Raw genomic sequence first — 25,788 nt, 5'->3', positions numbered from 1 at the left:
CGGCCCCTGACCAATTGGTCCTTCCCCCTCTCCGCGACCCTCACGTAGAGTCGTTGATCGTGGATCTCTTGCGCCACCTGCGTCTTTTCGTCACCGTAGCCGACGAGCTGCACTTCAGCCGGGCCGCCGAACGGCTGGGCATGGCGCAGCCACCACTCAGCCAGGCGATCCGCAGGCTGGAGAAAGAGCTCGGTGCCGAGCTCTTCGACCGCTCGCAGCGCGGCGTCCGGTTGAGCGCCGCCGGGGCGGCGCTGCTGGACGAGGCCCACGAACTTCTCGCCCGGGAGGAAAGGTTGCGCACGCTGGCCCGCCGCGCCGCCGGCGGTGGCCTCGGCACCCTTCGCGCAGGCGTACCGCCCGACACCACGGCCACCGTGCTCTCCGCACTTCTCTCCGCCTGCGCGGAGCGCTCTCCGGGGCTGTCCGTCGACCTGCAGGAGGTCACCAGCGAGGAGCAGATGCGGCTGCTCTCCTCCGGCGGCCTCGACGTCGGACTCGTGCACCATCCCGTCGACGCCACCGAACTGCAGCTCGGCCCCGAGATCTCACTCGACCTGGGCGTCGTCCTGCCTCGGACCTCGCCGCTGGCCCGGCTGCCGGAGGTGGCGCTCGGCGAGCTCTCCGGCCATGACCTGGTGCTCTTCCCGCGGGCACACGCACCCGGCCGGTACGACCGGATCCTCGACGTGTGCCGCGCCGAAGGCTTCGTCCCCGGCCGCCTCCGACACGCCTCCAACCCGGAGTTCCTGCTCGCCCTGGTGACGGCAGGTCACGGAGTCGCCTTCGACCAGGGGCCGGTGGCCCGCAAAGAGCCCCGCGTCGCCTGGCGGCCGCTGGCGGACCGCCCCCTGACCCTGCGTATCAGCGGTGCCTGGCCCACCGGCCGCGGAGCCCACCCGGCCGCCCGCCGCTTCGCGGAACTCGCGGCCGACGTCTTGGCCCGCGACCACACCGCAACCCCACGGCGCGAGGGCGTCCCCCGCCCGCCGGACGATTCCCCGCGCCCGTGGTCGGTGGTCTACGGCTAGGTTCGAGCCCTGTTGCTCGTGCGCACGCCGTTCCACCGCTCCCGGAGCTTGAGCATCCGTACTCAGGACGCCGCGCGCCCACTGGCAGACGCTTGGTCCATGACGACGACACCTCCACGTAACGGGGAGAAACAAAACCCTTGGCACGTGGCAGCGGACATTCTGCTCGCGATCGTGCTGCTCGCCGTGGACGCCGTGGCATCCCTCATCGCGTCATACAAGGGCATGGACGCCGCCGGGTACGCATTCTTCGACACCGGAGCCGACCACTCGACCGTCAGCATGACCAGGCCTGCCGTGTACGTCGCCGTGGTGGGAGTCCTCGTCCTGGCCGTAGCGCTGCTGGCCTACAAGAGCCAGGCATTCGTCACCATGTGCGCCCAGACCCTGGCCGGCCTCGCCCTCGTCCTCATCTCGGGAATCGCCCAGGCCAACCAGTACCACGAGGACCACCCTCCCACTCCTGAGTCCGGCTACAGCGGACCGCAGTCGCAGTGCCGGTCCGGCGGCGACAACAGCGAGTGCCACGGATCCTGATGAGCCTCTGGGCCTCGTCGACGACGTACCGCCCCTCGACCGCCGGGTGATCAGCGTGGACGAGTTGGCCCGCTGACCGATCTCAGCGAAATCTGACTGACCAGCAGTGCGACCTGAAATGATGCACAAGATCCACACGCTCGCGAAAATCGGAGGTCGAAGGTGTTGCCCGCTGTGAGCGGCCGCGATGCGTTCGCTGCGCTGGTTATCAGAACGGACTACAGCGACGACACAGCCTGGCAGGCTGTCCGCGCTGAGTTGCTCCAGCCGTGGGGCGATGGCGACTACGAGCCTGTCGTCCACATCGTCGATGATCCAACCTGGGCCGAGGCGGCGGCCGACGAGGTGATCTCAGCCGTATCCGCGGACGAGGATCTGAGCGTCGTCTTCGTGGCAGACCGCGCCACGATGCTCTCCCGCCACCGCGCACTGCTGGCAGTGGCCGTCCTGACCAGGGCGGAGTGCGCGAGCGATGAGGAGTTCGATGTCTACGGCGGAGCGGTCCGTACCGTCCCGGCGGGCGTCCACGACATCCATGCGAACCTGGCGATTGCCAACCTGGACTTCGCGGACGTCTTGGAATCTGCCCGGAGCACCCCTGAAGGAGTCTTCCGATCCTTCTAGTGGCTCGTCAGGGCCTTCGGTTCAGCACGGACGTTGCGCCAGCGGACGTAGGGGCCGACGGCGGCGTTCCGCTCGGCGTGGCTGCCGTGGTCGGTGCCGTGGCGCGCAGAGTAACGCAGGGCCGCGACCCGGACTCGATCCGGTTCGGCGGCGGCCAGAGCTGCGGCGACACAGTCGCTGGAGGTTCTCTCGGCCACCCGCTCATCGCAGTACCGCGTTCCCCAAGGCACACGAGTATCCGTACTCAGCCGCCGCAGAACGTCGACCTGATCGACTCCACGATACGGGCGGCCTGGTCGTCCGTCGTGCGGAAGCCCCTCTTCAGCGATCCGTAGTTCCGTGCTGGCCTGTCCAACCTGCATCCAGGTGAACAGCAGCGCGGCCAGAGCTGCGAGCCCCGGCAGGCTGACCGCAATCAGACTGATCCACTGCATCCGCTCCCGGCTCTCTGACCGGTGTGATACAGACCAGTCACGAGATCGGTGCTGCGGGGCACGACGCCGACCTGCGATGCGACGCAGCCCATCGGCACGTGGTCTCCCAGTCACCTGCTCATCACAACTCATGGTGCCTATGGCTGCAACTTTCGACACTCCAGCCACCGACGCGGCACGAGTAACAGGAGTCAATTGCCGATCAGGCCGAAGCGAACGAGTGACGCAGGGACTCGCGACGGAAATCCTCCCTCCCGGTGGCCCAAACAGCACAGGCGTGGACCGCAAGATCGCCGCGATCGCGAAGCAAGCCGAACAAGAAAAGAGCCGACAGCGACGGCCGAACCGCCGGACGCGTTCGGAACAGGGCCGACAACGACGGCCCCGGCCATCGGAATGGATTACCGAAATCGGCATCGGACGCCCACCCACACGCGTCCACGCACGCGACTGCCACATGGTGGGTAAGCGCCGTCGCCCCATCAACCAGGATGAGGCCCACCGGCTACTCGCCGCCGGCACCACAGCCTGCACCCATTGCCGCCCCGACCAGCACCTCGGCATCCTCGACTTACGCCCTTCGTCCCACCGGGAAGGGCCGGGTGTAGGCGTGGTCAGCCGAGGCATATCCCGAGCAGGCAGACCTCCGTCGGCGAGGTCGACGCCCGTGAGGGGCTGGTGGTCTGGGACGTGCCCGGCTTCGTGCCGTCGCCTGTCGCGGGCGCCGGCTGCTGTTGCGCCGTCGTACCGGAGCGGTCGGGGGCCGTGTCGCCAGTGGCCGGGGCGGTGCTCTGGGGATGCGGGGCCGCCGTCGTGGTCGGGCGGGCAGGAGTTACGGCGTCCGGCTGGGCGCGCGGTGACGTTGTGCGGGGCGTTGCGGCGAGGGACTGTTGCCGCGGTGCGTTGGTCGTCGTCGGCGGCTGCGGCTGGGAAGGGGCGGGTGACGGCCGGTTAGTGTGTTGAGTGGTCGTCGGTGCGGCGGCCGGTCGGTTCTGTTCGGGCGTCTGATCCTGCACGGTGCCTGTCCTCGGAGCGTCCGGCGTCACGGCTGCCTGTGCCCGGTCGGTGGAGTGCCGGTCCATCATGGCGATGCTCAGGCCACCTCCGACGAGCGCCACAGCACTCGCGACCGCCGCCCGGCGCTGGTTCTTCCTCCAGCGGGCCAGTCGGCGACGGCGTGCCGCACGCCCCTGCCGTGCGGGCGGCAGGGAATCGGCGTCGGCGGCGACGTGCGGGGTCACGTCCATGGCAGTGCTGGACTCCGCCTCGCCGTCCGGGAAGCTGTCGTGCCACGTGACGGAGGCCGCGGCCCGGTGGGCCGTTGTGGCCGGTCCGGCGCTCGTCATCGCCGGGGCCGAGCCGCTGTGGCCGTCGGCGGTGGGCGGAGCGATGTCCGGGGCGTAGGCGCCGCACCCGGGGCACACCAGCGCGCCGTTCAGGTGCCGACGGCATGAAGAGCAGTAATCCATCTGTGATTTCGGGTCTTCCTGGTTCGACGTGCCGTCGGCCCGCCTGGGCCACGGCTTGGTCCTTGGATGAGGACGGGACACGCGGACGTACCCGCGCCGGGGCCCACCCCCTACGGCGGCGACCCGCGCCACTCCGGCTGGCCAGCCGCAGCGGCTCCGGTGCTCCAACGACGGGCTTGCTGGCCCGCATCCCGTCCGGGCAGCAATTCCGCGGCCTGGTGCTGCGTGTGTTCCGCAGCGAGTTGAGCTTCGGCGACGACGTCACCCCGCTCGCGTATCAGGTCCTCATAGATCGGCAAGCGATCGTTTCCAGTTGAGCTGTGTGTCATGGCCGGCCCACTTTCATGGCGATCAATAAAGCGGCCGGTCGACTGTCAGGCTCGGTTGAGCCGGGCAGCGATCCCGTGGCCGATCAACAAATAGATGACGGCCGGGAGGCCGTAATTGAGGACAACGCGTAGCCCCTCTGTGTCCATTGTGAAAATGTCCAGCGACCACCAGGACAGCCAGCCCGCTGCGCCCCGCACAAATTCGACGAACACATTCGCGCGGTTCGCGTCGAGCAGGAACAGCAGGATCCACAAGCCCAGCAGGCCCGCCGCAGTGTCGGCGATCGTGCAGATGGTGATGGCTGTACGTCGTGCGGTGGCCTGACGGTGCAGAGAGCGGTCTGGGCCCGGCGGCTCGTTGTATGCCTGGTATCCGGGAACCGGGTCGATGTTTCTCACAGGGATATCCGATCTGACGTAGTGCCGTGTCTGCGCGCTCGCGCCAGGGCGCCGAGATTCAGCTGGACGGTACCCCGCTTCTCCCTACTTCTGCGTTCCGCATGCACTGCAGTGTTACACCGACGCCCGGGATGTCCCAAATATGACTGCCTATACAGGCACTTACCTGCATGTGCGTATGCCAGGGCAATTTTCCGGACGGAATGGAGGAGCGTGATTCGGGTGCCGCCGCAAACCTCGGCCGCCTGTGTTCGCGTAATTCGTGACCAGGTGATGAAGGAAGTCGGACTGTTCCTTCACAGAGTTGTCGGTCTGGAAACCATTCCCGTCCCCCCGTGACACTCCCGTCCTGCGGCGCGCTGCTGGAAGTGACCTCGGGAGGGGCCACGGCGCCCATCCTCTGGGGAAGGGTCTGCAGGCGCCGATGTGCTGGGGCAGGTTCGGTTCCCCCGTGCCAGGCCTGCCCCTGCTCTCCCAGCTCGGAGAGCTGTATGGCGGATGGCGGCCCAGGGGTGTGACGGCCCGTCACTCCGGTGCGCTGCAGGAGTGGGCCCAGGGGCCTCGGGGCACCTGCTCGCCCCTATTCCGAGCGGGTGGTCACGCAATGAGGGGCAGGCAGGTGAATCCCCCGTCGTCTGTCGGCCCCATGCGCACCCCGGCGCCCGGTCCGAGAGGGAGTGTGCGTCGGCCCGGGCAACCGGGACGCCCGCAAACCGAACCACCGGGCCATGGGGGAACTACGAGCAACGCGATGATCGGGGTGGGTGTGCAGGGTCTGCTGGCGGACCGCTATGAGTTGCAGGAGCTGCTGGGACGCGGCGCGATGGGCGAGGTGTGGCGGGCCTGCGACCACCTCCTCGGTCGCCCCGTGGCGGTCAAACTCCTGCGTGCCGAGGAGGCGGCGGACGCCGAGCGATTCCACCTGGAAGCGCAGATCGCGGCCCGGCTCAACCACCCCAACGTCGTGGCCATGTACGACTTCGGCTCGCACCACGATCAGCTCCACCTGGTCATGGAACTCGTCGACGGCTGGAACCTGACCCAGGAACGCTCCCTGCGCGGCACCCTGGCCCCGGCCGAGGCGACAGCCATCACAGCCCAGGCGGCCGCCGGCCTCTCCGCGGCACACCAACAGGGAGTGGTCCACCGCGACGTCAAACCCGCCAACGTCATGCTGGCCACCGACCGCACAGTGAAGATCACCGACTTCGGCATCGCACGCTTTGCCGAGGAGGCCGCCAGCGGCCTGACCGCCACGGGCAAGATCATCGGCACCGCCGACTACCTGGCTCCGGAACGCGCGTTGGGCCGTCCCGCGCAGCCCGCGTCCGACGTCTACTCCCTCGGTTGTGTCCTGTACGAACTGCTCACCGGGCGGCCTCCGTTCAGCGAGGCCACGTCACTGGCCGTGGCCCAGCAGCACGTCAGTGCGACACCAGCGCCGCCCTACCGCCTGCGCCCGGGCATACCGCGGTCGGTCTCCGACTACGTGCTGCACATGCTCGCGAAGGACCCGGCCCACCGGCCCACCGCCGAGCAGGCAGCCGACTGGCTGGCCACGCAGAGCGGAACGTCGCGGCCAGCCGAGCTCGACGGCACTACCCTCATGCCCGCCCCGGGAATTCCATCGTCTTCGGCCCTGCACGCCGATGAATCCCGCGCCGGCACGCACTCCCGCGCCAGTGGTCGTCGCAAACTGGCCTCCAAAGTCGTTCTCGCCGGCGCCGGCCTCGCGCTGTTCGCCGGGGCCACGGCCCTCGGAGCCTCGCTGAATTCCGGCACCACGGCACCTACGCCTCCGGCCTCTCCCCCACCCACTCGCATCGCACGAACACCCGCCAGTCGGGCCCCGGCTACGACACCATCGCCTGCCCCTCCGTCCGCCAAGACGTCACCCAGGCCGCAGCACGGTGACGACAAGGGCGGCGAGTGGTCAGGCAAGCACGCCGACGGGAAAGGAGGAAAAGGACGGCAACGGCACGCCGACGACTGAGCCGCTGGGAGATGCCGCATACAGCGTCAGGGCAGGCAGGGGCAACCAGCCGCCGCTGCCACTGCCGCAGCCGGTGCACAGGCCGAAGGCGTCGCGGTAGGGGCCGCAGCGTTCTTCCTCCCGGGCGGCGATCTCGGGCGGGAGGACGGGGCGCGGGTAGGGGCGTCCGCTGCCAGCGATCGGGCTGCCGTCGACGGGGTTGGCATCGTAGTCGCGCTCGCGCGGGTGGATGGGCAGGGACCACCAGGGTTGTCCGGAGGTGGTGGTGAACATGTGGCGGACGTTGCGGATCGCGCAGCAGGGGTGATCGGTCAGGAGGGTCTGGCGGGCGAGGATCCAGCAGCGTCCGTCGAAGGTGGTGTACGCCTCCGCGACGTTGAGGGGGTAGGGGTAGTCGCGGCCGGTCAGGCCGTCGCGGAGGTTACCGGTGCGCAGCAGTTGTCGTGCTTGGTGTCGGTGCGGACGATGGGGATGTGCCTCTGCGGGATTCCGTCGAGCGGGATCGGGGGCATGTCGATTCCTTTCAGCGCGGGGCTCAGCGGCCCTGGTCGATGCCGGATTCGGGGATGCCGAGGTAGGCGGACTTGCCTCTGGTTCCGCGGAGTTGCGGCGCCAGCGGAACGGGACGAGTCAGGAAATGGCCCTGCCTATCCGCCACAGGGGGGACGGACAGCCCTTCAGCAAGTCGCCGTTCGTCGCAGCCATGCCGTCCTCGCCCGCACAGCCTCGCCATGGCTCTTCCCCGCCGCCAGTTAGCCACCGCAGCTGCAACCCAAACCGTGGGGCAGGTCAACCTCACCCAAACCTGCAGCAGACCCAACGTGCCAGTGGGGCCAGTGAAGGCCCCGACGTGGAGGCTGTTTGCAAGCACGTGAATGGCCCCTCCGCTGTACGGACCGGACGTGGCTCTGTGGTGTAAGAAGTTGCCGCTCGCTCGGAGGCGGAGCGGCTTGGCGCCCGCTCCGTAGGGCAGCAGAGTGACGTGCATCATGTCATCAAAGCGTTGCCGCTGGTTATTTGACGGTCAATAAGGGGTTCCACATGGAACCGTCTGGCTTTGCCCTCGTTGAGGAACGTGGATGTGCTCGTAGCCCTCCTCTTGTGAAGGAAACAGCACAAGCACGGAACCGGGGATCGAGTGGCATGAGTTTGACCAGCGAAGCGACCGTGTACGTCATGGCGGCCATGGCCGTCGTCTGTGTGGCTCTGCTGATCTGGCTGTGGCCACAGCTTGCCAGGCAGGGGCTGCGGCAGGTGCTTGGACGGCTGGCGGCCATCGGAGTGACTCAGGTGGCGATCCTCGCTGCCTTCGCGTGTTGGCTGAACTCGTCATACCAGTTCTTCGGATCATGGGGCGAGCTCTTCGGCGACACCGAAACCACTCCCGTCGGCGTGACACAGGCGTCCATCGGAAACGGCGCGAGGAGCGGGCTCTCCCCGAAGGAGTCGCTACTACAGCCCGCCTCCAGCGAGCAGTTGAACCGGGTGAGCGGACTGCCCTCCGGTCCTGTAGCGGTGAACGGTCGGGTGGAGTCCGTGAAGATCATCGGCCGCCGAACGGGCGTGGTCGACCCCGCATTCGTCTACCTGCCGCCGCAGTACTTTCAGAAGGCTTACGCCAGGCAGCGCTTCCCGGTGATCGTGGCGCTCAGCGGTTATCCCGGCAGCATCTTCAATCTCGCCGAGCACCTGCGGGTGTCCCAGACCGCTGGAAAGCTGCAGAAGAGCGGCCAGATGCAGCCGACGATCATCGTGATGATCCGGCCGACTATCGCACCGCCCCGCGACACCGAGTGCGTGGACGTACCGGGCGGACCGCAGACCGAGACTTTCCTGGCCAAGGACCTCCCGGAATCCCTGAAGTCCGCCTACCGGGTGGGCCACGACGCCAGTGCGTGGGGTGTCATGGGCTACTCGTCCGGTGGTAGTTGCGCCCTGCAGCTGACGATGCGCAATCCCGGCGTGTACACAACGGCCGGCGCCCTGTCGCCGGACTACAAGGTCAAGGACGACCCCACAACCGGCAACCTCTTCGGTAGCGGGCCGGGGCGCGTCGCCCGGATCAACGAGCACGATCTGATGTGGCGGCTGAGGCACCTACCCGCACCACAGGTCTCCGTCCTGGTCGCCGAGAGCAAACACGGCGAGCGGGGTTACCCGCAGACGCGGGCCTTCATCAACGCCGTCAAGGCACCCATGCACGTCGCGTCGATCCAGCCCGACCAGGGCAGTCACAACTTCCCGACATGGGTACGGGAGATGCCCGGCACTCTGCACTGGATGAGCCAGCAACTGACCTTCCCCCAGGACGTGGTGCCTCGGCAACACCCCAAGAAGACGACAACGCCGGAACCTGCGCCCACCGGCGGACGTCCTTGAGATCCACGAACGACGAGCCTGTTCGCAGCCTGCCCGAGGCGTCGGATGCGTGCCCGGATCCGGCCGAAGACGAAGCCCCGCTTCGCCTGCGACCTTACGAATGGAGCCGCAGCCGGAACCTTGACGCCAGCGCGATCGGCTGGATGGGGTCCGTGGCGGGCGCCGCCCGTGATCCGATCTTCTGGCTCCACCACAGCAACATCGACCGGCTCTGGTCCAGTTCTCCAGCTCACCCAAGCCGCGGCGGAAGTGGTCCATGGACCTGCTAACTGGCCCTAACAGAAGTGGTTGATCATGTGACTTCGGGCTTGGCTGGTCGTTGGACTTGTCGTGGGGAAGAGACAGTCACGGCCGTGGATCGTGTCGGATGAACTCTGGGTGCTCATTGAGCCGTTGCTTCCGGAGCCGGGGCCGAAGCTGATCGAGGGCCGGCCGCGGGTGCCGGACCGGCAGGCGTTGTGCGGGATCCTGTTCGTGCTGCACACGGGAATCCAGTGGGAGTACCTGCCGCAGGAGCTGGGCTTCGGTTCGGGGATGACCTGCTGGCGGCGCCTTGCGGCGTGGAACGAGGCGGGCGTGTGGGACCAACTGCATGAAGTGCTGCTGAAGAGGCTGCGGCCGAAGAACAAGCTGGACTGGTCGCGGGCGGTGATCGACTCCTCCCACGTCAGGGCCGCGCGGCGGGGCCCAAAAGCGGACCCAGCCCGTTCGACCGCGCACGCCCGGGCAGCAAACACCACGTCATCACCGACGCACAAGGCATCCCGCTCGCGGTGTCGCCGACCGGCGGAAACCGCAACGACGTCACCCAACTGCTGCCCCTGCTCGACAAGATTCCTTCCGTGGCCGGCCGCGTCGGCCGGCCACGCCACCGGCCCGACGCACTGCTTGCCGACCGCGGCTACGACCACGACAAGTACCGGCGTCTGCTCTGGGCCCGCGGCATCCGCCCCGTGATTGCACGGCGAGGCCAGCCCCATGGCTCTGGCCTGGGCGTCTTTCGTTGGGTGGTCGAGAGGACGATCAGCTGGCTGCACGGTTTCCGTCGGCTTCGGATCCGGTGGGAGCGACGCGATGACATCCACGAAGCATTTCTCGGCCTCGCCACATGTCTCATCACCCACCGGCACGTTCAACGCCTTTGTTAGGACCTCTAAGGGCTCGCAGAGAATCAACATGCTGATTTGATCTCCGTGGCGCTGCTGTTTGCGAGGAACGCGGTGACGTCAGCGGGTGTCCGGAACCTGGCTGTCGAGGGTGGAATGGTGTGGCCGTGCTCGGCGAGGAGGGGCTGGACTTGGCGAACGGCCCTGGTGAGGGTGCTGCCATTGACTCCGAAGAGCTGGGCGAGCACATCTCGGGTGCCGAGCTTGCGCAGGTAGAGCACGGTGGCCAGCACTCTGTCGGCGGTGGTCAGCCTGTCCTTGGCCCCTGCGCCGCGAGTACGGATGCGTTCGCCTCCTCTCTGCTGGAGCCGTCCCTGCTCACGTATGTCGTCCAGTTTCTGGGCAAGTTGGCCGACGAGTTCGTCCAGCGCTGGTTCGGGCATACCGGTCAGCTCCGGGTTGCGCAGACATCCCTTGCAGGGCCGCGGGGGCGGGCAGTCGGCTGACCGCGGCTTCTTGGCTGCGCTGGTGGTGTCGCGGGGTTGAGGGTGGAGGGTGTAGTTCCAGTCGCCGTGGAAACGGTGCCGGTGCATGGGCAGAGCGTCGATATCGCTGTCGGTGACTTTGATGCCGGTGTCGTAGGTGGTGGTCGCCGCGATGCTGTTCACGATGACGTCGTGGCTGGTCAGCGGGCGGCCCCGCCAGTTCATGGAGATGTGGGAGAACAGCCGGTGCTCGATCTTCTTCCACTTCGAGGTGCCCGGCGGCATGTGGCAGACCGTGATGTCCATGCCCGTCTCGGCGGCAAGGGCTGCGAGTTCGGTCTTCCAGGCGCGGGTGCGGTAGCCGTTGGACCCGCCTGCGTCCGCAGTGATCAGCAGACGGGTGGCGGCCGGATGGTCGTGCCGACCTCGGGCCTGCCACCAACGGCGGATAGAGGCGACAGCGAACGCGGCGGTGTCGTGATCGGTGCCGACACTGACCCAGCCGGTATTCGCGGCGATGTCATAGATTCCGTACGGGATCGCCGTGCCCGGTCCCTGCCGGTCCGGGAAATCGTGTGTCTTGACCAGTACCGGCTCCATGGCCGGCCGCCACTGGTGGCCCGCGTTCTTGTAGTCGCCGACGAGTTCCTTCTTCTTCGTGTCCACGCTGATCACGGGCTGCGCGGCGTCCATGTGCTCCCTGGCGCGCTCGTTGATGTTGCGGAACTGAGCGTCACGGTCCGGGTGCTGCTTGCCCTCGATGGTCTTGGCGCCGGCCTGCAGGCTGAAGCCCTCCTCACGCAGCAGGTCGGCGACCGTGTCCGCGCTCACCCTGTGCCCCTGGCGGGTGAGCTCGGCCGCAAGGATCCTGGTCGACTTCACCGTCCAACGCAGCGGCGACATCGGATCGCCCCGCTCGTCAGGTTCCACCAGTGCCAGCAACGCAGGCCGCAAACCCGGATCGAGGTCCACGGCCTTCTTCCGACCGCCACCGGGCCTGCGCACCCGGCCCCGAGGCTCCTGTCCAGCCTCCACCAGCGCGCGTTCTTGAAGGACGCGGCCGCGACGCCGACGGCTACGGCTGGCCGATGAGGAATCAGGAGCCGGAGCAGTTCGCTGGGGTGACCGCACTGATGCCCGGCGCCGCAGGTGACCAACCAGCTTGTCCCACGTGGCGCAGGACACGTTCATGACAGGATTGTGCTGGGGGAGGTTCAGGGAAGTCATAGGGGCGCCCGCGACCGCCGTGAAGGGATGACCCGTGACGTCCACTGCGCCTCCCCCCATACCCCGAGCCGCAGGATCGTTTCCATTCATAGGTCACGCGCTGAAGATGCGCGACAACCTCGGTTTCATCGACTCGCTGCGCGAGACAGGGGAACCACTCGTCGAGATCGTCCTGCAACCCGGTACGCGCACCATCGTGGTCCAGGACCCGGCCCTGATCCACCAGATGCTCAAAGGCCTGGGACCCAGCCTCGACAAGGGCCGGCTCTACGACAAGCTGGGCCAGCTGCTGGGCGACAGCGTCGTCACCGCCACCGGCCGCGACCACGTACGCAAACGCCGCCAGCTTCAACCCGCGTTCGCCCACACCGAGATCAGCCGGTACGTCGATCTCATGCGCGCCGAGGTGACGGCCACGGTCGCTGGCTGGGAGCGCGGGCGGCCCCTCGACGTACACGAGGCGATGGTCGGGCTCAGTCTCGACATGCTGGCCAAGACGGTGCTCGCCGGCAGCCTCGATGACGCCGTCTTCCGCCGGCTGCGCAGCAACGTGTCGGTGGTGATGAACGGCGTCGGTTTGCGCATAATGCTGCCCGACTGGGCCGAGCGCCTGCCGCTGCCCTTCAACCGCCGCTTCGACCGGGCCCGGGCCGAGGTGCGCGCCACCATCAACACCGCCGTCGACGAACTGCAGGCCTCCGGGCACGACACCGGGGACATGCTCTCCATGCTGCTGCGCACCATCGACGAGGAGACCGGCGAGCCGCTGACCGGGCATCAGATCTGCTCCGAGATCTTCCTCCTGGCCGTGGCGGGCACCGAAACGACCGCGTCCTTGCTGTCCTGGACCCTGTACGAGCTCGCCCGCAACCCCGACATCGAGGCCCGGGTCCTGGCCGAGCTGGACGAGGTCCTCGGCGAACGGCCGGTCGCCTTCGACGACGTGATCCGGCTGCCGTACCTGAACCGGGTGATCACCGAGACCCTGCGGCTGCACCACCCCGGCTGGCTGGTCACCCGCCGCACCACAGAGGAGACCCGGCTCGGCGAGTGGACGCTGCCCGCCGGCACCGAGCTGGCCTACTGCCAGCACTCCATGCACCGCGACCCCGAGCGCTTCCCCGACCCGCTCACCTTCGACCCGGACCGGTGGACCGACGCCGCTCAGGAGCCTCCGCCGGGCGCGTTCGTGCCCTTCGGGGACGGCAAGCACAAGTGCATGGGGGACCGTTTCTCCCTCACCGAGATGGTCACGGCGCTCGCGACGATGCTGCGTTCGGTACGGCTGGAACTCGCCGAGGGCCAAGTCATCCGCCAAGTCGCCCGGCTCACCGTACGGCCGCGCAACCTGCGGATGACCGTCCGCCCCCGAGCCGGGGCCGGCCTCTAGCGCGTGTCTCTTGCGGCACCACTGTCAGGGACGGTGCCGGCGTTGCCATCCCCCTCGCGCGCGATGCCCATCAGCCTCAGCGCGGCGAAGGAAGGGGATGCCGGCCACTGGTGCGCGTCCAAGACGGCCTGGGCGCTGGTGAGCAGGGAGCGCGCGTTCTTGCGCGAGGCCGCCGAGCTGTACTTGCCGCTCCACGCCTATCAGAAGACGCTCCCGCGGTCTCGTGAGCCGCACCCCGGGTGGCTTGAGGGGACCGGATGGGGCAAGGAGCACAGCGGCCGGCCAGGGACGCCCGGCTGGACGCTCGAGCAGGCCCGCAGGTACGACGAGCTGTTCGAGGAGCTGCGGAAGGCGACGGAAGCCGTACAGGCGTAGGGATGGTGGAAGCGCCGCGACCCGGAAGGCATCAAGGGCGCCGAGCTGGTCGTCGTCCGCATGGCCCTCAAGCACGCCGACGGCGCCGTCCCGCTGTGCCAGGAGGACGTCGAGGCGACGGCCTGACCGCCGCAGCTCACGACTTGGCCCCGGTTCCTTCGGCCTAACAGCCCCTGGGAGGCTGGGGTCCGTCGAGGCCGTCCACGCCTGACTGCGGTCCAACCGCCTGGGGCAAACGGCTAGTGGATCTACGGACCCATGGGGTAGGCCAACGGCGTGAGCGTGAGATCGACATGCTCGACGAGCCGCTCGTGCCTTCGCCCGGAACCGTGGGGCCGACGCCCGTCCCTAGCGGTCCCGACCAGCATGTCGGCGGGGGCATGCACCCGTCATGTTGCGCCATGATGGCGCGGTGAGCCGGGAGATGCGGCTGTTCACCGGTGTCAAATAGGCCGACCAACATGAGCATGCGCCAACAACGATGACCAAACGGTGCCAACCATCGCGACCAGGTCGGAGCATCGGGCCTGCTCGGCGCGATCCCGCGGTGTCATCTATTGCGAGCAGTCACACGCAGCTGTGAGCTGCGCTGCACCGTACAGCTCTCGTCGGCAAATCGCGTGCCGCTTTCGTGCAGACGTTCTATAGTCGCGCTGTTCCGAGGGAGGGGTAGGTTCAGGTGAGGCGTGGGGCACAGTTCGCCGCCGTGTGCACGGTGGCAGTTCTGGTTCTTGTGGGGTGCGGTCAGCGGCATGTTCCCGCGAAGCCGAAAACTCCCTACGGAGGCGTGGCGGACCTGCCGGAGAAGCTCAGCGCGGACGGTACGACCATCACGGTCGGCGATCCGGAGGCGTCGCTCACGGTGCACCTGTACGAGGATCCGCGTTGCCCGTACTGCAAGGAGTTCGAGACCACTGGCGGTGCTCCCGAACTGCAGGACGCGACCGTGCAGCGGGAGGCCAGGACCCAGTACACGCTGGCCTCCTTCCTCTACGACCGGCTCGGTGGCACCGGCTCGAAGAAGGCCGTCAACGCGCTGCGTGCCGCGCTGGCGGAGGGAAAGTTCGCCGAGTACCACGCCGTGCTGTACGCGAACCAGCCCGACGAGAGTGTCGACGGCTACACCGACGCCAGCCTGCTGAAGCTGGCCCGTCAGGTCGAGGGCCTGCGCAGCCCCGCGTTCGATGCCGCCGTGAAGTCCATGAAGTACCGGAGCTTCGTTGCAGCCTCCCAAAAGGCCTACGAGCAAGCCGGAGGGACGAAGGAACCGGACGGGCCAGGGACCCCCACCGCCGTGATCAACAATGTCCGGATCCCGCTCAATTACAACGGAATGCTCTACGACCGCACGGTCTTCGCCGGCCTGCTGCAGCGCATCCACGACGACCCCGGGCAATGGCAGGACACCGATCTGTGAATCACCAGCGTGCCAAGGCACGTGGGTGTGGAGCCGGTTGCCGCTGAGGGTTCGATGAGCCTCAGCTCGGGCGCCAGTCGGCGAGCGGATCGAAGCCCAGCAGTTCGATCTTGTGTCGTCGCGTCGATTCCTTCGGCCGCCACGCCAGGTAGGGCGGGTAGACGAGCGCGAAGTGCGCCGCAGGCGGGTCGTTCATGTAGTCGGCTCTCGGGCAGCCTTCGGCGTGCGGGCACTCTTCAACCCTCCGGTTGCACAGCCCACACAGGAGTCCTTTTCCGAACTGCTGGCTTGCCCCCCTGCCCTGTCTGCTCAAAAGGCGGCTGGTCCGAAAGGTGCACCCGAACTGTCTCTACGAACATGCCGAGCTCACTACGTGCCTGTTGGTAGGACGAACAGTACGAAAAAGGCTCTCTGCGCACAGGTGCCGCGGTGCCGTTGCGACCGGGCCGTCATTCCAGGCGGGCCTGCGCAACGACACCCGCTGGACGACTGTCCATTTCGTGGCGCACGGCACAGTTGCTGCCGCGGTGGCTGTGATGTGCGGGGCGGTGGTGAGCGTGGTGGCGAGGACGGCGGCCGCCGTGACGAACAGGCCTCGGGTCATAGGCACATGCCGTCAACCTCGGTGATCGCAGGGCCGGTCACGGCCGAGCACCGAAGATCACCCGCCCCAGACCGCCGGGCAGCTTGTCTGCCCGGCGGTCTGGGGCGGGCCCGCCAACGCGCAACACCCTGGAGGGCCGCCCGATCCCCCGGCACACCCCAGCCTCCCCTTCCCTTCTTCTTTCTTCCTGGGATGGGTCGTTGGTGGGGGTGCAGAGGGGGGATGTCTGGGTCCCCGACTATGCCAAAAGGGCGTGGTGATCTGCGGATACGCCGTCAGGCGCCGGATGGGCGCGGACGGTTGTCGGCGGGGTCGTCGGTGGAGTCACCGGTGGGGTTGCGGGCGTGGTCGGGGGCGGGGTTATCGCATCGTGACGCTGGTCGGGCCCTCACGGTCGGGGTTCTGGTCAGGGCCGGCTGCCGCCAGCGCACAGCCCTACTCGCTACGAGACCCGAAGACCGCCCAGCCGTTGTCGCGACGGTCAACAATACGGTGGCTGGTTGGTGAGGGAGGTGGCCACTCGCGTCCACACGCCGAACAGCCGATAGAGGCTGGGCAGCGCGCCCTGCGCCTGGACGGTCCGCGGGTCTGCCAAAGTGACCCCTGGAATTCCCAGTAGCGTCGAGGCCACGGAAGCCGACTGCCAGCGGACCGTGAGGACGGACAGGTCCGCAGGGACCTCTGACGCTTTCGGCACTGTGGAGAGACTGGCAGCGACCGCTTCCTCGATTGCCGCACGTGCTTCTTCCGCTGGTCGTAGATCTGCCGCGAAACGGTCCCGCGCGTACTTCACGGCCACGGTCGTCACCGAGGCGTCCCATTCCGTCATCTCTGCGCAGGCACAGTCGTCACCGGTGAGGACAGCCACAGGAACGCCGATGGCGGCCGCGGTGGCGTGGGCCAGGCCGATCTCGCCGACGGGCCGGCCGTCCAGCCACATGTCTTCGATTTCGTGCCCCATGAAGCTGTGACTCAGCACGCCGAGCGCGCCGGCCCGCGCGTGGTAGCCGACACAGATCACCGCGTCGTGCTCGGGGGTGAGGCCTTCGAGCATGAGCATCTGCTTGGGCTTGCCGCGGATGAGGCGGGCCGCCGGGTGCAGCGCCTCGGGCACAAGGTTGCGCATCGGGCCGTGCGCATCATTGACGGTGATCTCTGTAGCACCGGCCGCGACGGCGCCACGGACGGCAGCATTGACGTCCTCCGCCATCATCAGCCGTCCACGCTCGTAGTCCCGACCGCCGGGCTGGACATCATCGGCGTCCACGAGCCCTGTGATGCCTTCCATGTCCACGCTGATGTAGATCCGCACTGCACAGTCTCCTCAAGCTTGATCGCTTAGGAGATGTCCGCCGCTCTTCCTCCGGTTCCTGCACCAGCTTGCGGCCAACTACTTTCAGCCTGGACGAGACAGCTCTTCAAGCCCCTGACCGGCGCTGAAGTGCTACTCGATGTGTCATGCGAGGCTCAGACACAGCTTCCAAGCCCTGAGGACGCTTCCCGGAGGCCGCAGCACAACCATCACTGCCACTTGGGAGTCTCCTCTTCGTTGCACGCTACGCGATCAAGCGGATGGTCCGCTGGACACGGGGGCGGGCCATCGGTTCAGTTCGTGGGCGCAGACCAACGCCCACGGTCGTGTAGGGGGTTTCGTGCGTCACTCAGTCCGTCTCACCGTGGCGGCGGTCATCGCCGCTTCGCTCACCGGCAGCCTGCTGGCCGTCTCGGCCGAGAGTGCAGCGGCCGCTCCATACAAACGGGCGGACGACTTCAACGGCGACGGATACCGCGACCTGGCGATCGGTATGCCCGGCAAGACGGTCAACGGTCACCAGGGGGCCGGAGCCGTTCTCGTCACCTTCGGCTCCGCCCGGGGTCTGACCAAAAAGCACATCTACCTCACGCAGGACTCCACCGGCATACCCGGCTCGGCCAGGTACCAGGACTTTTTCGGCAGCAGCCTCGCCAGCGGTGATCTGAACCATGACGGGTACGCCGACCTGCTGGTCGGCAGCGAAGGAGACAGCACCAGCAGCACATCGGCGAGCGGCTCGGTGACCGTGCTGTGGGGCGGGGCCTCCCCGTTGCGAAGCGCCCTGTCCCTGCCCGCGGGGCCCGCATTCGACTCCCGCATGTTCGGTGCCGATATCGCCGTCGGTGACTTCACCGGAGACTCCGCCCCGGACGTCGCCGTCACCGGATCGACAGCTTTGTGGCTGTACTCCGGCACCTTCACCCGCACCAAGGCACCAGCCGGGCATGACGTGCCCGCGCAAGGCCCCAGCGCCGGCAGCTGGCACATCGCAGCCGGCGACTTCGACGGCGAAGGCAAGGACGAACTGGCCATCGCCCAGCAGAAGGCCACCCTCATCTTCGGTCAGGCGCCCGGCACCACGGACATAGGCGACTTCACCGAGCAGACCCATCTCGCCGGTGGGAACGCCATAGCCGCCGGAGACCTCAACGGCGACGGCCGCGCCGACCTCGCCATCGGCCTGTCCGATCCCCGCCTCTCCCCCAACGGGCTGACCGATCCCAGCCACGGCGCCGGCTACGTCACGGTGCACTACGGCAACTCCGCATACTTCGGCGGTCTTGACCCCACCCGCCACGTCTACCACCAGAACACCGCAGGCGTCCCCGGCACCAACGAGCGCGGGGACAACTTCGGCGCGGCCCTGTCCATCGCCGACATCACCGGCGACCACCGTGACGAACTTGCCATCGGCGTTCCCTACCAGTCCATCGGCCGGGCCAGCAGGGCCGGTGACGTTCTGGTGCTGCGCGGTGCCAACAGCGGGCTGACCACCAACGGCGCGGCAACCTACTCACAGAACACCCCCGGCATCCCGGGCAGCGCCGAGACCAACGACGTCTTCGGCTCCCAGGTCCGCCTCGCCGACTTCAACCGCGACGGCAAGGCAGACCTCGCCGTCTCCGCCCCGTACGAGGACCCTGCCCACAACCGGGGCAGCGGCGCCCTCTGGCAGCTGCGCGGCACCAACAGCGGCCTGAGCACCAGCAGCGTCAGCGCCTTCGGCCCCAAGGAGTACGGCGTCTCACCCGGCTCCGGCATCGGCGAAACCCTGCTCGGCTGAAGCCAACACCACGTCATCGGCACCGAGCGCCGTGGTGGCTTCGGGCCTACGGTCACTACCACCACGGCGGGCAATTTCCGCCGTACGCCGCCGGAAAGAACGTCGACGCAGACCGGCGCGCGCAGCGGAGAGCGCCCGCTCTATGGGACGACGAACGCCCTGCGGGCACCGGCGACGCAGCGCCCACGACACTGCGGCCCCGACTCGCCCACCACCGGAACCCCCACCCGCCTACCGGACAACAACCGGCCCGCCACCCCAGGAAAAGGGTGACGGGCCGCGAACGAGAAGACAGCACCGACACGGTGAGCGGCGGTACGCCCCAACGGACAGAGCAGGGGCGCACCACCGGTGCGGGTGCCGCGGGGGGCCGGGCCAGTGTCACCAGCCGACGGCACCCGCAGTCTCGTCAGCGACGCACGCCGACGTGGCGCTCGCCGCCGTCACGGTCGCCGCAGCCGTTGCGGTCGCCGCCGCGGTCGTGGTAGCCCCAGGACTCGTCGTCGACGAACCGGCCCCGGTCGTTGCGCAGGGTCGCGGTGTCGTGATCGTTGTTCCCCACGTAGTTGCGCCAGCCCTGGTACACGTCCGTGCGACTGTCACGGCCCTCACCGGTGTGGACCCAGACGTTCGAGCGGCCCTCCAGGCGGAAGTGACGGAAGGTGTAGGTGTGACCCGCCTCGTCCGAGAGAGTCCAGCCGTCCAGATTCATCGCCCGGCGAATGGTGTTGCTGAGGTCCACCCAGAAGGCGGTCACGCCAGCCCTTTGATCTTGGACTCCGTCGCGTACCCGGTACGGGGCGCCCCGGCTCTGGCTTCGGTTCCTCGCCCGACACGGCACTGCTGGTCACACACGTTTCAGGCAGGTCTGGGGAGCCTGACCATCCGGCACCACACGCCACGTGCTGCCGTCCTTCCCGCACTTGCGGTACGCGGGACCCCTCTCGGTCCGTGCGACCGCGACGATGCACGACCTCACGCGATCGCCCTGGTGAAGGTAGTGGTCGACCGGCGAATCGGGCTTCGCGACCGGCCCCTCGTTCCAGGCCGGCCGCCTCACCGCAACCGTCTTCCCGGTGACCTCTCACCCTGCAGGGCCTGGCGGTCAGCGCAGTCGAAGGACGCTCGAGGGCGGCCTCCGCAGACGGCACGCCGGCAGCGGAACCGGCAAGGGCGGCGGCCAGCGCGGCCGTGGTGATCAGTCGACTCATGCCCGGACAACCGGAGCAGCTGCCGGTGCCGTCACGCCTGGCCCTGAAGATCACCCGCCGGAGGTCCGTACGCCTGCGCCACCGGCTCTTCGGGCTCCCAGGGGGTGATGCCGCTCATGCGCGACTCGCGCGGTCGGTCGTAGGCAGTGAAAGCAAACCGATCAGCGGGGTCACCGGTGCCGCCGGCTTCCGTTCCGGCACTGCGCGGCCGCTACAGAACAGTCTCTTCGAGGAGCTGGGGGCCGTTGTTGCGGACGTTGTTGACGGCCGTGGAGACCGGGTCTGCGTCCAGATGGCCGCCTGCGGGCTGGGTGAGAAGGCAGCGCAATTCGTCGGGGTCCTGGTGGTCGGTCGGCGACGGCCACCTGTGCGCGGACGGCAGGTGACCGACGCCGTACGGAGTCCGTAGCCTCAGCGCGCCGAGGCCGTAGGGTTCAAGCCCTTTTCCTTCTCATCGATCCGCTGGATCACCATGCGCGTCACCGCCAACAAACGGTCGGGCGGCACGTGCGTTCCCGGCTTCCACGAGTACTCGATCCTGCCGACGACCGTGCCTTGCCGGAAGGTTGTGCCTCCACCCGTCCAGAGCAGATTGTCGCTCGGCGCAACGAGGTCGAGCGTATACACGGGCTCTCCGGCCGGACCCGGATAGTGCCCCATGTCATCCGATTTATCCCTCGTTTCGAAAGCCTGGGCCGCCGACTGTTCGTCGGGGAAGGTGACGGGGTGAATTCCGAGTTCTTGATCGGCAAGGTTGGTGAACGCAGAAAGGCCCACCGCCCCGGCTCTGGCGCACCAGCCATCGGGCCACTCCTCGTCCTGACACTGGGAAGGATCCATCGTCAAGTCCCAGGTATGGACCGTTCGTTCCATCGACAAGTCCGCGGGCATGTTGAGACCTGTGGGTAAAACGGGCTGCAGGTCTGTGGCGACCACGACCGGCAGTCGGCTGCTGGACGGGCTGGCAGCGCCCTTGTCGGTCGGAGCCGTGGAAGTCCCACCGCACCCGGCCGCTGTGATGCAGCAGAGCGCCGACGCGAGCACAACACGCACGAAGCCGGGAAGGCGGCTTGTCAACGGGCCGCCCACCAAAGTTGATTCCCCCTTGATCATGGATGTCGATTTTGCCGCAGCGCCCCGGCTGGATCCATCCATCAAGGCTGGACTCGATCTACCCCACGACCGAAGATCCCCCTGACGAGGTGCATCGCCACCGGGACATGACCGCGCCTGTGGCGGCACCGGCCAAGGTGACGCCCTCAGGCCCGTGTCGGGTGACCTGCCGCAGAAAGGCGACGGCCCCGCGCGGCGTGCGAAGCGGGGCGTGGGGCCGTCGAAACCCAGTCGTCCTGTGAGAACCGGGCACCACGAACCTACGAGAGGCCGTCACGGTGCCGCTCCTCGGAGAGGCCAGACGAGTGACCGCCGGGACGGTCCGCGCACCGACCGGCGGCCTCACTGGCCGGAACGCCGAAGGGCCCGGCGGCTGCCAGGCCCTTCGGCTCTCGTAGCGGGAGCAGGATTTGAACCTGCGACTTCTGGGTTATGAGCCCAGCGAGCTACCGAACTGCTCCACCCCGCGTCGGTAGCCCCACCCTATGCCACCCCAGTCACGCGGGCAGCCGAATTCCCTCTGCACCGGGGCAGGCCCGCCACATCCAGTCAGCCGACGCGGGGCCAGGTTCAGCTGGTACAGGTATCCAGCATGGAGGACAGGGCCGCCTTCTCGTCGTCGGCGGTGGTCAGCTTCCACACCGACTTGATGTGCGTGTAGTCCTCAGCATACGTGCACCAAAACGCGTGGTTGGTGGGCTTCCAGTCGGGCGGCCCGCTGTCGGACTTCGAGGAGTTCGAGGACTCCGAGGCGATCAGCAACTGAGGGTCCTTGAGGTCGTTGCCGAACGCCTTGCGCTGGTCCGCGGTCCAGGTGTCAGCGCCGGAACGCCAGGCCTCAGCAAGGGGGACCATGTGGTCGATGGTCGCCTGAGCACCGTGGTGTCGTCGTAGACGGAATACCAGGAACCGGACGCCGGCTGGCAGTGGTCGGGCTTGTCCTGGACGTCCTTGCCGTCTCGGGCCAGCACCGTCTGCCGGGTGGTACAGCCGCCGGGCTGGGTCGACCAGATGTCGAACTTGCCGCGGGCGTGCCCCGCGCAATCGTCACGGACAAGCTCCGCAGCTACGGTGCCGCCCACCGCGAGGTCGTGCCATCGGTTGAGTACCGCACCGAGATGATCCACCGTTTCCGCGCCTGGAAGACCGTCACCGGGCCCCGCGCACACCTGACTGCAGGGCCCGGCAACGTCCCGATCACACCAACATGCGCCAACCCGTCTGCCACACCAGCAACTTCACAAGGCCGCCACACGCAGCGGGAGATCACCTCCACCGGGTACCGGTACCTCTTCTACGACGGCGACGCGTCCCCCACTGAGGCCAGTTCCAGGATGATCAACCCAAAGATCAATCCATTCCGGGGTCCAACGTGACGGTGCCGTCCGGCAGTTGGGTACCGAGTGTCCCCCTTCCGTCAGGATTCCGAATCCTCAGGCGGCTCGGGCGCCTCCCCCGCGGGGGTGTCGGACGCCTCCTCACCGGGTGAGTCGGATGCCTCCTCTCCGGGTGTGTCGCGGGACGGGCAGACGAACTCGTAGTCGGCGTTGTACGGCACCTCAGTGGTGGGAGTCTGCTCCGGATCGCACGAGCCGGTCGGGGCAACCCCGCCGCTGGTGTTCAGACGGCGGATCTTCACCACGTCGGACAGTTCGCCGGTGCTCTCGCCGCTCTGCGTGGCGTTCAGTTCCAGCTCCGGGATGTTCCCCGGGCCGTGTGGCGTCTTGCTGGTCACCGAGCCTGTCACGGCGCTGCCGTCCGCGGCGACCCACTGCGGCGGTCCGGAGTCCGGATTGACGAACGAATGCTGGATGCCGCCCTCGAGCGTGGCACGGACACCGCGCTGGGTGAAGGCGAAGGTGCCGTCGGCCTGCTGCGTACAGGCATAGATCTGCACGCCGTCGACGACCGAGGCACGGAATGTGCGCTCGGCGGTCGCCCCGGAGCCGTCGGCCGCCGTCCCGTTCTGGGACGCGAAGCCGGCACCGGTCGCCGCGGTGAAGCCCCCGGCCACCACGCCGACGCCGGCGACCAGCCAGACCAGTTTCTTCTTCCGTGTCGCGGTTCGTTTCCTGGACATTCTGACCCTCATTTCGATCGTCGCGAATGAAAGAGGTGATTCCCGCATTCTGCTCCGGGTCTCAACCTTGCCTAGCTTTCCCATCCGGAAATCCGCTGAGCGATCCGATGTACGTGCCGCCCGGTCCAGGCGCTCAACTCCAATGCGGGACAAAATGACTGGCGGACGGACGCCATTTCGGTGCTCGGCAGCAACTCGGCGCAGGTCAAGCCCACACCGAGGAGAAAATCAGCAACCCCTTCGCGGCATACCGAAGTCTTTCGGTGTAGCGGTCCCGAAAGGCGGGAGATGCGCCATCCGCCGACGCCTGTCGTGCGATAGTGGATCAACGAGCTCACATCAGACGAGCCACACGGCACAGCTGAATCGTCCTCTCAACAGCCCGGCTCACCCGTAGGAGAAAAACTCACATGCCATGGCGTAAATCCACCGCGGTGCAACAGATACGAGACCACCTCCAAAAGTCACGCCCAGGCGATCACCCACTGGTCACACTTGGCGTGGCGATCGGAGGAAATCCGTGGTGGGGGTGGGACGCCTTGCTGAGCGGTGGCGTAACCCATGACAGCCACTACATCACCCTGACCGAGGAAACCGTGCTCGTCCACGAGATCTCACCCGGCACCGCACTGCCGGGAGAGCTGCGGTACGAGATCGCGAAGTCCCAAGCACAGGAACACGTAACGGAAGTACGCAGGCGAACCTTCTGGAGTTCCTTCCGTTTCCGGCTGCCCGGTGATGAAAAGGCCACTCGTATGAACGTCCGCCGTGTTTGGCGCACGGACCTGGACCAGTTCCTGGCCTTGCTTGGCGCCGGTCAGACACCTCGATGACCCAACGCCAAGCTCCCCGTTGACCCAAGGCCGTCGCGGGGCTCTGTCACGTTGTCGGGTGTGTGGTTGTCTGATGGTGTGTCGGGGTGTGGTGGGTCGGGGTTTCGGTTCCTGGGTCAGGCCATGATGGGTCGGCCGACCGCGCTGGCGATGTGGTCCCAGAGGGTGAAGCGGAGGGTCATCTCGAAGCGGTGCTGAGTGGCGGTCAGGAGATGGCTTCTCGGTCGGCAACGCCGACTACACGTTCAGCCGTCACAGGATCTGCAACCACGATCCGTGGCTGAATGCTCTCAACATTGCGGACACCAGCGTGTCGTACCACCCGACCCCGGCAGGACAGCGGGCGTACCTGATGGGGCTCGAAGCGATCGCGGGACCCGTGATCAGCCTCCGGGCGCACAGCAACGGAAAGCTGGTCACCGCCGACGCCGCGGTCAATCAGACGAACCCGCCCCTGCGGGCGAACCGTACGGCGATCGGGCCGTGGGAGAAGTTCACCCTGGTGGACAACGACGACGGCAGGGTCAGCCTCCAGTCGGGCCACACCGGGAAGTACGTCGCGGCCCAGGAAGGCAACACCGCGTCGCTGGTGGCGAGCCAGAACGAGATCACTCCCTCGGCGACGTTCGACCTCAACAACAACTAGGCCCGATGCCGTTGCTTTAGGTCGCGGGCGTAGGCTGCTCGGTGGTAGGTGCCGGGGGTGGTTCGGGTGTCTGCGAGTGTCTCTGAGTTATCGGGTCTCGGGCTGTTGACCTGGGTGTATCCGCCGGGGTTGGTGGATCGGGTGAATGGCCGCGTGCGGGTGTGCAGAACAGCGCAAGCCGCTGCTTCCCGCACGGCTGGTGGTGTACTTCGTGCTGGGCTTGGCGCTGTTCTCTCCGGCTCCGTATCTGGGGGTGATGCGGCACCTGGTGGAGGGTCTGCGAGGCCAGGGGCTGCTGGGCGACTGGCACGTGCCGACGAAGTCCTCGTTGTTTCGGGCCCGGCAGCGGCTGGGCTCGGAGCCCTTGCGGGTGCTGTTCGCCACGACGGCCAAGCCGATGGCCGCCGAGGAGACACCCGGCGCGTTCTGGCGGGGCCTGCGGCTGCTGGCGGTGGACGGGACCTGCTGGGACGTCGCGGACACCGAAGCCAACGAGGCCGCCTTCGGACGCCCTGGTAATGGTCGGAGGTCGGGCAGGAGCGCTTTTGTGCAGGTGCGGATGGCTGCATTGGTCGAGGTGGGCAGCCATGCGGTACTGAATGCCGAACTCGCGGGCTGCCGCACCGGGGAAGTCACCCTGGTGGGGCGTCTGCCCCGTTCGGTCGGCCCGGGCCGGCTCGTCCTGGCCGACCGTGAGTTCCTCGGTGTCCCGTTGTGGCGGGCATTCGCCGCCACCGGCACCGATCTGCTGTGGCGGGTGCCCGCCAACCGCGTCCTGCCGCGCGGTCGACCGGCTGCTGTCGGCGCGGATCAGGCAGAACGCATTCAACGCCCGGCCGGCCTTGGGTGATGGTGTCCGGTGGCGGGCCGTCGGCTGACCGCCGACGGGCCGTGCCCGTCCCCGACCGGCCGCAGGGCCGCCACCCGGAGGTGGGGCCCTGCGTCATGTCCACTCCGCGCCGGGTGTCAGTTCACCACCCTCACGGAGTCGCAGCCCAGATAGGTGTACAC

25 protein-coding genes, 1 tRNA gene and 4 pseudogenes are annotated in these 25,788 nt (G+C 67.7%); 17 read left to right on the top strand and 13 right to left on the bottom strand.

Annotation, left to right across the window (positions count from 1 at the left end; all coding sequences use genetic code 11):
• Positions 1-59: 59 nt before the first annotated feature.
• The 3 genes from IPZ69_RS23255 (at position 60) to IPZ69_RS23245 (ending at position 2,189) form a co-directional block, all read left to right on the top strand.
• Complete coding sequence (locus IPZ69_RS23255) at positions 60-1,028, top strand: LysR family transcriptional regulator (RefSeq protein ID WP_235456236.1); 969 nt, start codon at positions 60-62, stop codon at positions 1,026-1,028.
• 147 nt (positions 1,029-1,175) lie between these two features.
• Positions 1,176-1,565: a DUF6234 family protein gene (locus IPZ69_RS23250; RefSeq protein ID WP_235456234.1), complete on the top strand. Its 390-nt coding sequence runs from the start codon at positions 1,176-1,178 to the stop codon at positions 1,563-1,565.
• Positions 1,566-1,739: 174 nt separating this feature from the next.
• Positions 1,740-2,189 carry a DUF6924 domain-containing protein gene (locus IPZ69_RS23245; RefSeq protein WP_235456233.1) on the top strand — a complete coding sequence of 150 codons (450 nt, stop codon included), beginning with the start codon at positions 1,740-1,742 and terminating at the stop codon, positions 2,187-2,189.
• On the opposite strand, the gene IPZ69_RS23240 is transcribed toward IPZ69_RS23245, so the two are convergent.
• Positions 2,186-2,623 (bottom strand): hypothetical protein, encoded by a 438-nt coding sequence (locus IPZ69_RS23240; RefSeq protein WP_235456232.1) that lies wholly within the window; start codon positions 2,621-2,623, stop codon positions 2,186-2,188. The genes IPZ69_RS23245 and IPZ69_RS23240 overlap by 4 nt on opposite strands.
• A 76-nt stretch (positions 2,624-2,699) precedes the next feature.
• Between IPZ69_RS23240 and IPZ69_RS48120 the strand changes: the two are divergent.
• Positions 2,700-3,173 (top strand): annotated as a pseudogene (locus IPZ69_RS48120) (DUF6233 domain-containing protein); the annotation flags it as partial.
• Between the two features lie 64 nt (positions 3,174-3,237).
• Here the strand turns inward: IPZ69_RS48120 and IPZ69_RS48115 are convergent.
• A complete protein-coding gene (locus IPZ69_RS48115; protein WP_445330178.1) occupies positions 3,238-4,092 on the bottom strand; it encodes an SCO2400 family protein in 855 nt (284 codons plus the stop codon).
• Between the two features lie 176 nt (positions 4,093-4,268).
• On the opposite strand from IPZ69_RS48115, the gene IPZ69_RS23225 reads away from it, so the two are divergent.
• Complete coding sequence (locus IPZ69_RS23225) at positions 4,269-4,409, top strand: hypothetical protein (RefSeq protein WP_235456230.1); 141 nt, start codon at positions 4,269-4,271, stop codon at positions 4,407-4,409.
• A gap of 57 nt (positions 4,410-4,466) precedes the next feature.
• On the opposite strand, the gene IPZ69_RS23220 is transcribed toward IPZ69_RS23225, so the two are convergent.
• The gene (locus IPZ69_RS23220) at positions 4,467-4,820 is read right to left on the bottom strand and encodes a hypothetical protein (protein WP_235456229.1); all 354 of its coding nucleotides are present in this window, start codon (positions 4,818-4,820) and stop codon (positions 4,467-4,469) included.
• Between the two features lie 751 nt (positions 4,821-5,571).
• Here IPZ69_RS23220 and IPZ69_RS23215 point away from each other — a divergent pair.
• A complete protein-coding gene (locus IPZ69_RS23215) occupies positions 5,572-6,813 on the top strand; it encodes a serine/threonine-protein kinase (RefSeq protein WP_235456228.1) in 1,242 nt (413 codons plus the stop codon).
• Here the strand turns inward: IPZ69_RS23215 and IPZ69_RS23210 are convergent.
• Entirely contained in the window at positions 6,754-7,086 is a 333-nt protein-coding gene (locus IPZ69_RS23210) for a hypothetical protein (protein ID WP_235456227.1), read from the bottom strand. The genes IPZ69_RS23215 and IPZ69_RS23210 overlap by 60 nt on opposite strands.
• A gap of 870 nt (positions 7,087-7,956) precedes the next feature.
• On the opposite strand from IPZ69_RS23210, the gene IPZ69_RS23205 reads away from it, so the two are divergent.
• The 3 genes and pseudogenes from IPZ69_RS23205 (at position 7,957) to IPZ69_RS23200 (ending at position 10,340) form a co-directional block, all read left to right on the top strand.
• Positions 7,957-9,192: an alpha/beta hydrolase gene (locus tag IPZ69_RS23205; RefSeq protein ID WP_235456270.1), complete on the top strand. Its 1,236-nt coding sequence runs from the start codon at positions 7,957-7,959 to the stop codon at positions 9,190-9,192.
• A gap of 143 nt (positions 9,193-9,335) precedes the next feature.
• A complete protein-coding gene (locus tag IPZ69_RS47880; RefSeq protein WP_374293736.1) occupies positions 9,336-9,461 on the top strand; it encodes a tyrosinase family protein in 126 nt (41 codons plus the stop codon).
• Positions 9,462-9,522: 61 nt separating this feature from the next.
• A pseudogene (locus IPZ69_RS23200) lies at positions 9,523-10,340 on the top strand (IS5 family transposase).
• Positions 10,341-10,363: 23 nt separating this feature from the next.
• On the opposite strand, the gene IPZ69_RS23195 reads toward IPZ69_RS23200, so the two are convergent.
• The gene (locus IPZ69_RS23195; protein ID WP_445330177.1) at positions 10,364-11,974 is read right to left on the bottom strand and encodes an ISAzo13 family transposase; all 1,611 of its coding nucleotides are present in this window, start codon (positions 11,972-11,974) and stop codon (positions 10,364-10,366) included.
• 70 nt (positions 11,975-12,044) lie between these two features.
• Between IPZ69_RS23195 and IPZ69_RS23190 the strand changes: the two genes are divergently transcribed.
• The 3 genes from IPZ69_RS23190 to IPZ69_RS23180 all read left to right on the top strand — a co-directional run bounded on the left by IPZ69_RS23190 (position 12,045) and on the right by IPZ69_RS23180 (position 15,192).
• A complete protein-coding gene (locus IPZ69_RS23190; RefSeq protein ID WP_308407536.1) occupies positions 12,045-13,400 on the top strand; it encodes a cytochrome P450 in 1,356 nt (451 codons plus the stop codon).
• Between the two features lie 63 nt (positions 13,401-13,463).
• Entirely contained in the window at positions 13,464-13,775 is a 312-nt protein-coding gene (locus IPZ69_RS23185) for a hypothetical protein (protein ID WP_235456223.1), read from the top strand.
• Positions 13,776-14,454: 679 nt separating this feature from the next.
• Entirely contained in the window at positions 14,455-15,192 is a 738-nt protein-coding gene (locus IPZ69_RS23180) for a DsbA family protein (RefSeq protein ID WP_374293719.1), read from the top strand.
• 61 nt (positions 15,193-15,253) lie between these two features.
• On the opposite strand, the gene IPZ69_RS47050 is transcribed toward IPZ69_RS23180, so the two are convergent.
• Both IPZ69_RS47050 and IPZ69_RS23175 read right to left on the bottom strand, forming a co-directional pair.
• On the bottom strand, positions 15,254-15,388 hold the full coding sequence (locus IPZ69_RS47050) for a hypothetical protein (protein WP_268834935.1): 135 nt from the start codon (positions 15,386-15,388) through the stop codon (positions 15,254-15,256).
• 889 nt (positions 15,389-16,277) lie between these two features.
• Positions 16,278-17,108: a M55 family metallopeptidase gene (locus IPZ69_RS23175; protein ID WP_235456221.1), complete on the bottom strand. Its 831-nt coding sequence runs from the start codon at positions 17,106-17,108 to the stop codon at positions 16,278-16,280.
• Positions 17,109-17,448: 340 nt separating this feature from the next.
• Between IPZ69_RS23175 and IPZ69_RS23170 the strand changes: the two genes are divergently transcribed.
• Positions 17,449-18,894 carry an FG-GAP-like repeat-containing protein gene (locus tag IPZ69_RS23170; RefSeq protein WP_235456220.1) on the top strand — a complete coding sequence of 482 codons (1,446 nt, stop codon included), beginning with the start codon at positions 17,449-17,451 and terminating at the stop codon, positions 18,892-18,894.
• A gap of 409 nt (positions 18,895-19,303) precedes the next feature.
• On the opposite strand, the gene IPZ69_RS23165 is transcribed toward IPZ69_RS23170, so the two are convergent.
• From IPZ69_RS23165 to IPZ69_RS23145, 5 genes and pseudogenes are all read right to left on the bottom strand, one after another.
• Positions 19,304-19,651, bottom strand: a complete 348-nt coding sequence (locus IPZ69_RS23165; protein ID WP_374293716.1) for a lamin tail domain-containing protein — start codon at positions 19,649-19,651, stop codon at positions 19,304-19,306.
• Positions 19,652-20,316: 665 nt separating this feature from the next.
• Positions 20,317-20,469 (bottom strand): annotated as a pseudogene (locus IPZ69_RS23160) (SOS response-associated peptidase); the annotation flags it as partial.
• Between the two features lie 47 nt (positions 20,470-20,516).
• Positions 20,517-21,218, bottom strand: a complete 702-nt coding sequence (locus IPZ69_RS23155; RefSeq protein WP_235456219.1) for a hypothetical protein — start codon at positions 21,216-21,218, stop codon at positions 20,517-20,519.
• Between the two features lie 395 nt (positions 21,219-21,613).
• A tRNA-Met gene (locus IPZ69_RS23150) sits at positions 21,614-21,687 on the bottom strand.
• A 101-nt stretch (positions 21,688-21,788) separates the two neighbouring features.
• Positions 21,789-22,073: a GmrSD restriction endonuclease domain-containing protein gene (locus IPZ69_RS23145; protein ID WP_235456218.1), complete on the bottom strand. Its 285-nt coding sequence runs from the start codon at positions 22,071-22,073 to the stop codon at positions 21,789-21,791.
• Positions 22,074-22,252: 179 nt separating this feature from the next.
• Between IPZ69_RS23145 and IPZ69_RS23140 the strand changes: the two are divergent.
• A pseudogene (locus IPZ69_RS23140) lies at positions 22,253-22,333 on the top strand (IS6 family transposase); the annotation flags it as partial.
• A gap of 302 nt (positions 22,334-22,635) precedes the next feature.
• Here IPZ69_RS23140 and IPZ69_RS23135 read toward each other — a convergent pair.
• Complete coding sequence (locus tag IPZ69_RS23135) at positions 22,636-23,298, bottom strand: DUF3455 domain-containing protein (RefSeq protein WP_235456217.1); 663 nt, start codon at positions 23,296-23,298, stop codon at positions 22,636-22,638.
• A gap of 500 nt (positions 23,299-23,798) precedes the next feature.
• Between IPZ69_RS23135 and IPZ69_RS23130 the strand changes: the two genes are divergently transcribed.
• From IPZ69_RS23130 to IPZ69_RS23120, 3 genes are all read left to right on the top strand, one after another.
• Complete coding sequence (locus IPZ69_RS23130; RefSeq protein ID WP_235456215.1) at positions 23,799-24,131, top strand: hypothetical protein; 333 nt, start codon at positions 23,799-23,801, stop codon at positions 24,129-24,131.
• 310 nt (positions 24,132-24,441) lie between these two features.
• The gene (locus tag IPZ69_RS23125; RefSeq protein ID WP_235456213.1) at positions 24,442-24,777 is read left to right on the top strand and encodes a fascin domain-containing protein; all 336 of its coding nucleotides are present in this window, start codon (positions 24,442-24,444) and stop codon (positions 24,775-24,777) included.
• Between the two features lie 145 nt (positions 24,778-24,922).
• Positions 24,923-25,627: an IS4 family transposase gene (locus IPZ69_RS23120; protein ID WP_235456211.1), complete on the top strand. Its 705-nt coding sequence runs from the start codon at positions 24,923-24,925 to the stop codon at positions 25,625-25,627.
• The last annotated feature ends 161 nt before the right edge of the window (positions 25,628-25,788 follow it).

Source organism: Streptomyces olivochromogenes, from assembly GCF_021538895.1.
In the GTDB taxonomy this organism is placed as follows: domain Bacteria; phylum Actinomycetota; class Actinomycetes; order Streptomycetales; family Streptomycetaceae; genus Streptomyces; species Streptomyces olivochromogenes_A.
This window is presented reverse-complemented; position numbering and strand designations above follow the sequence as displayed.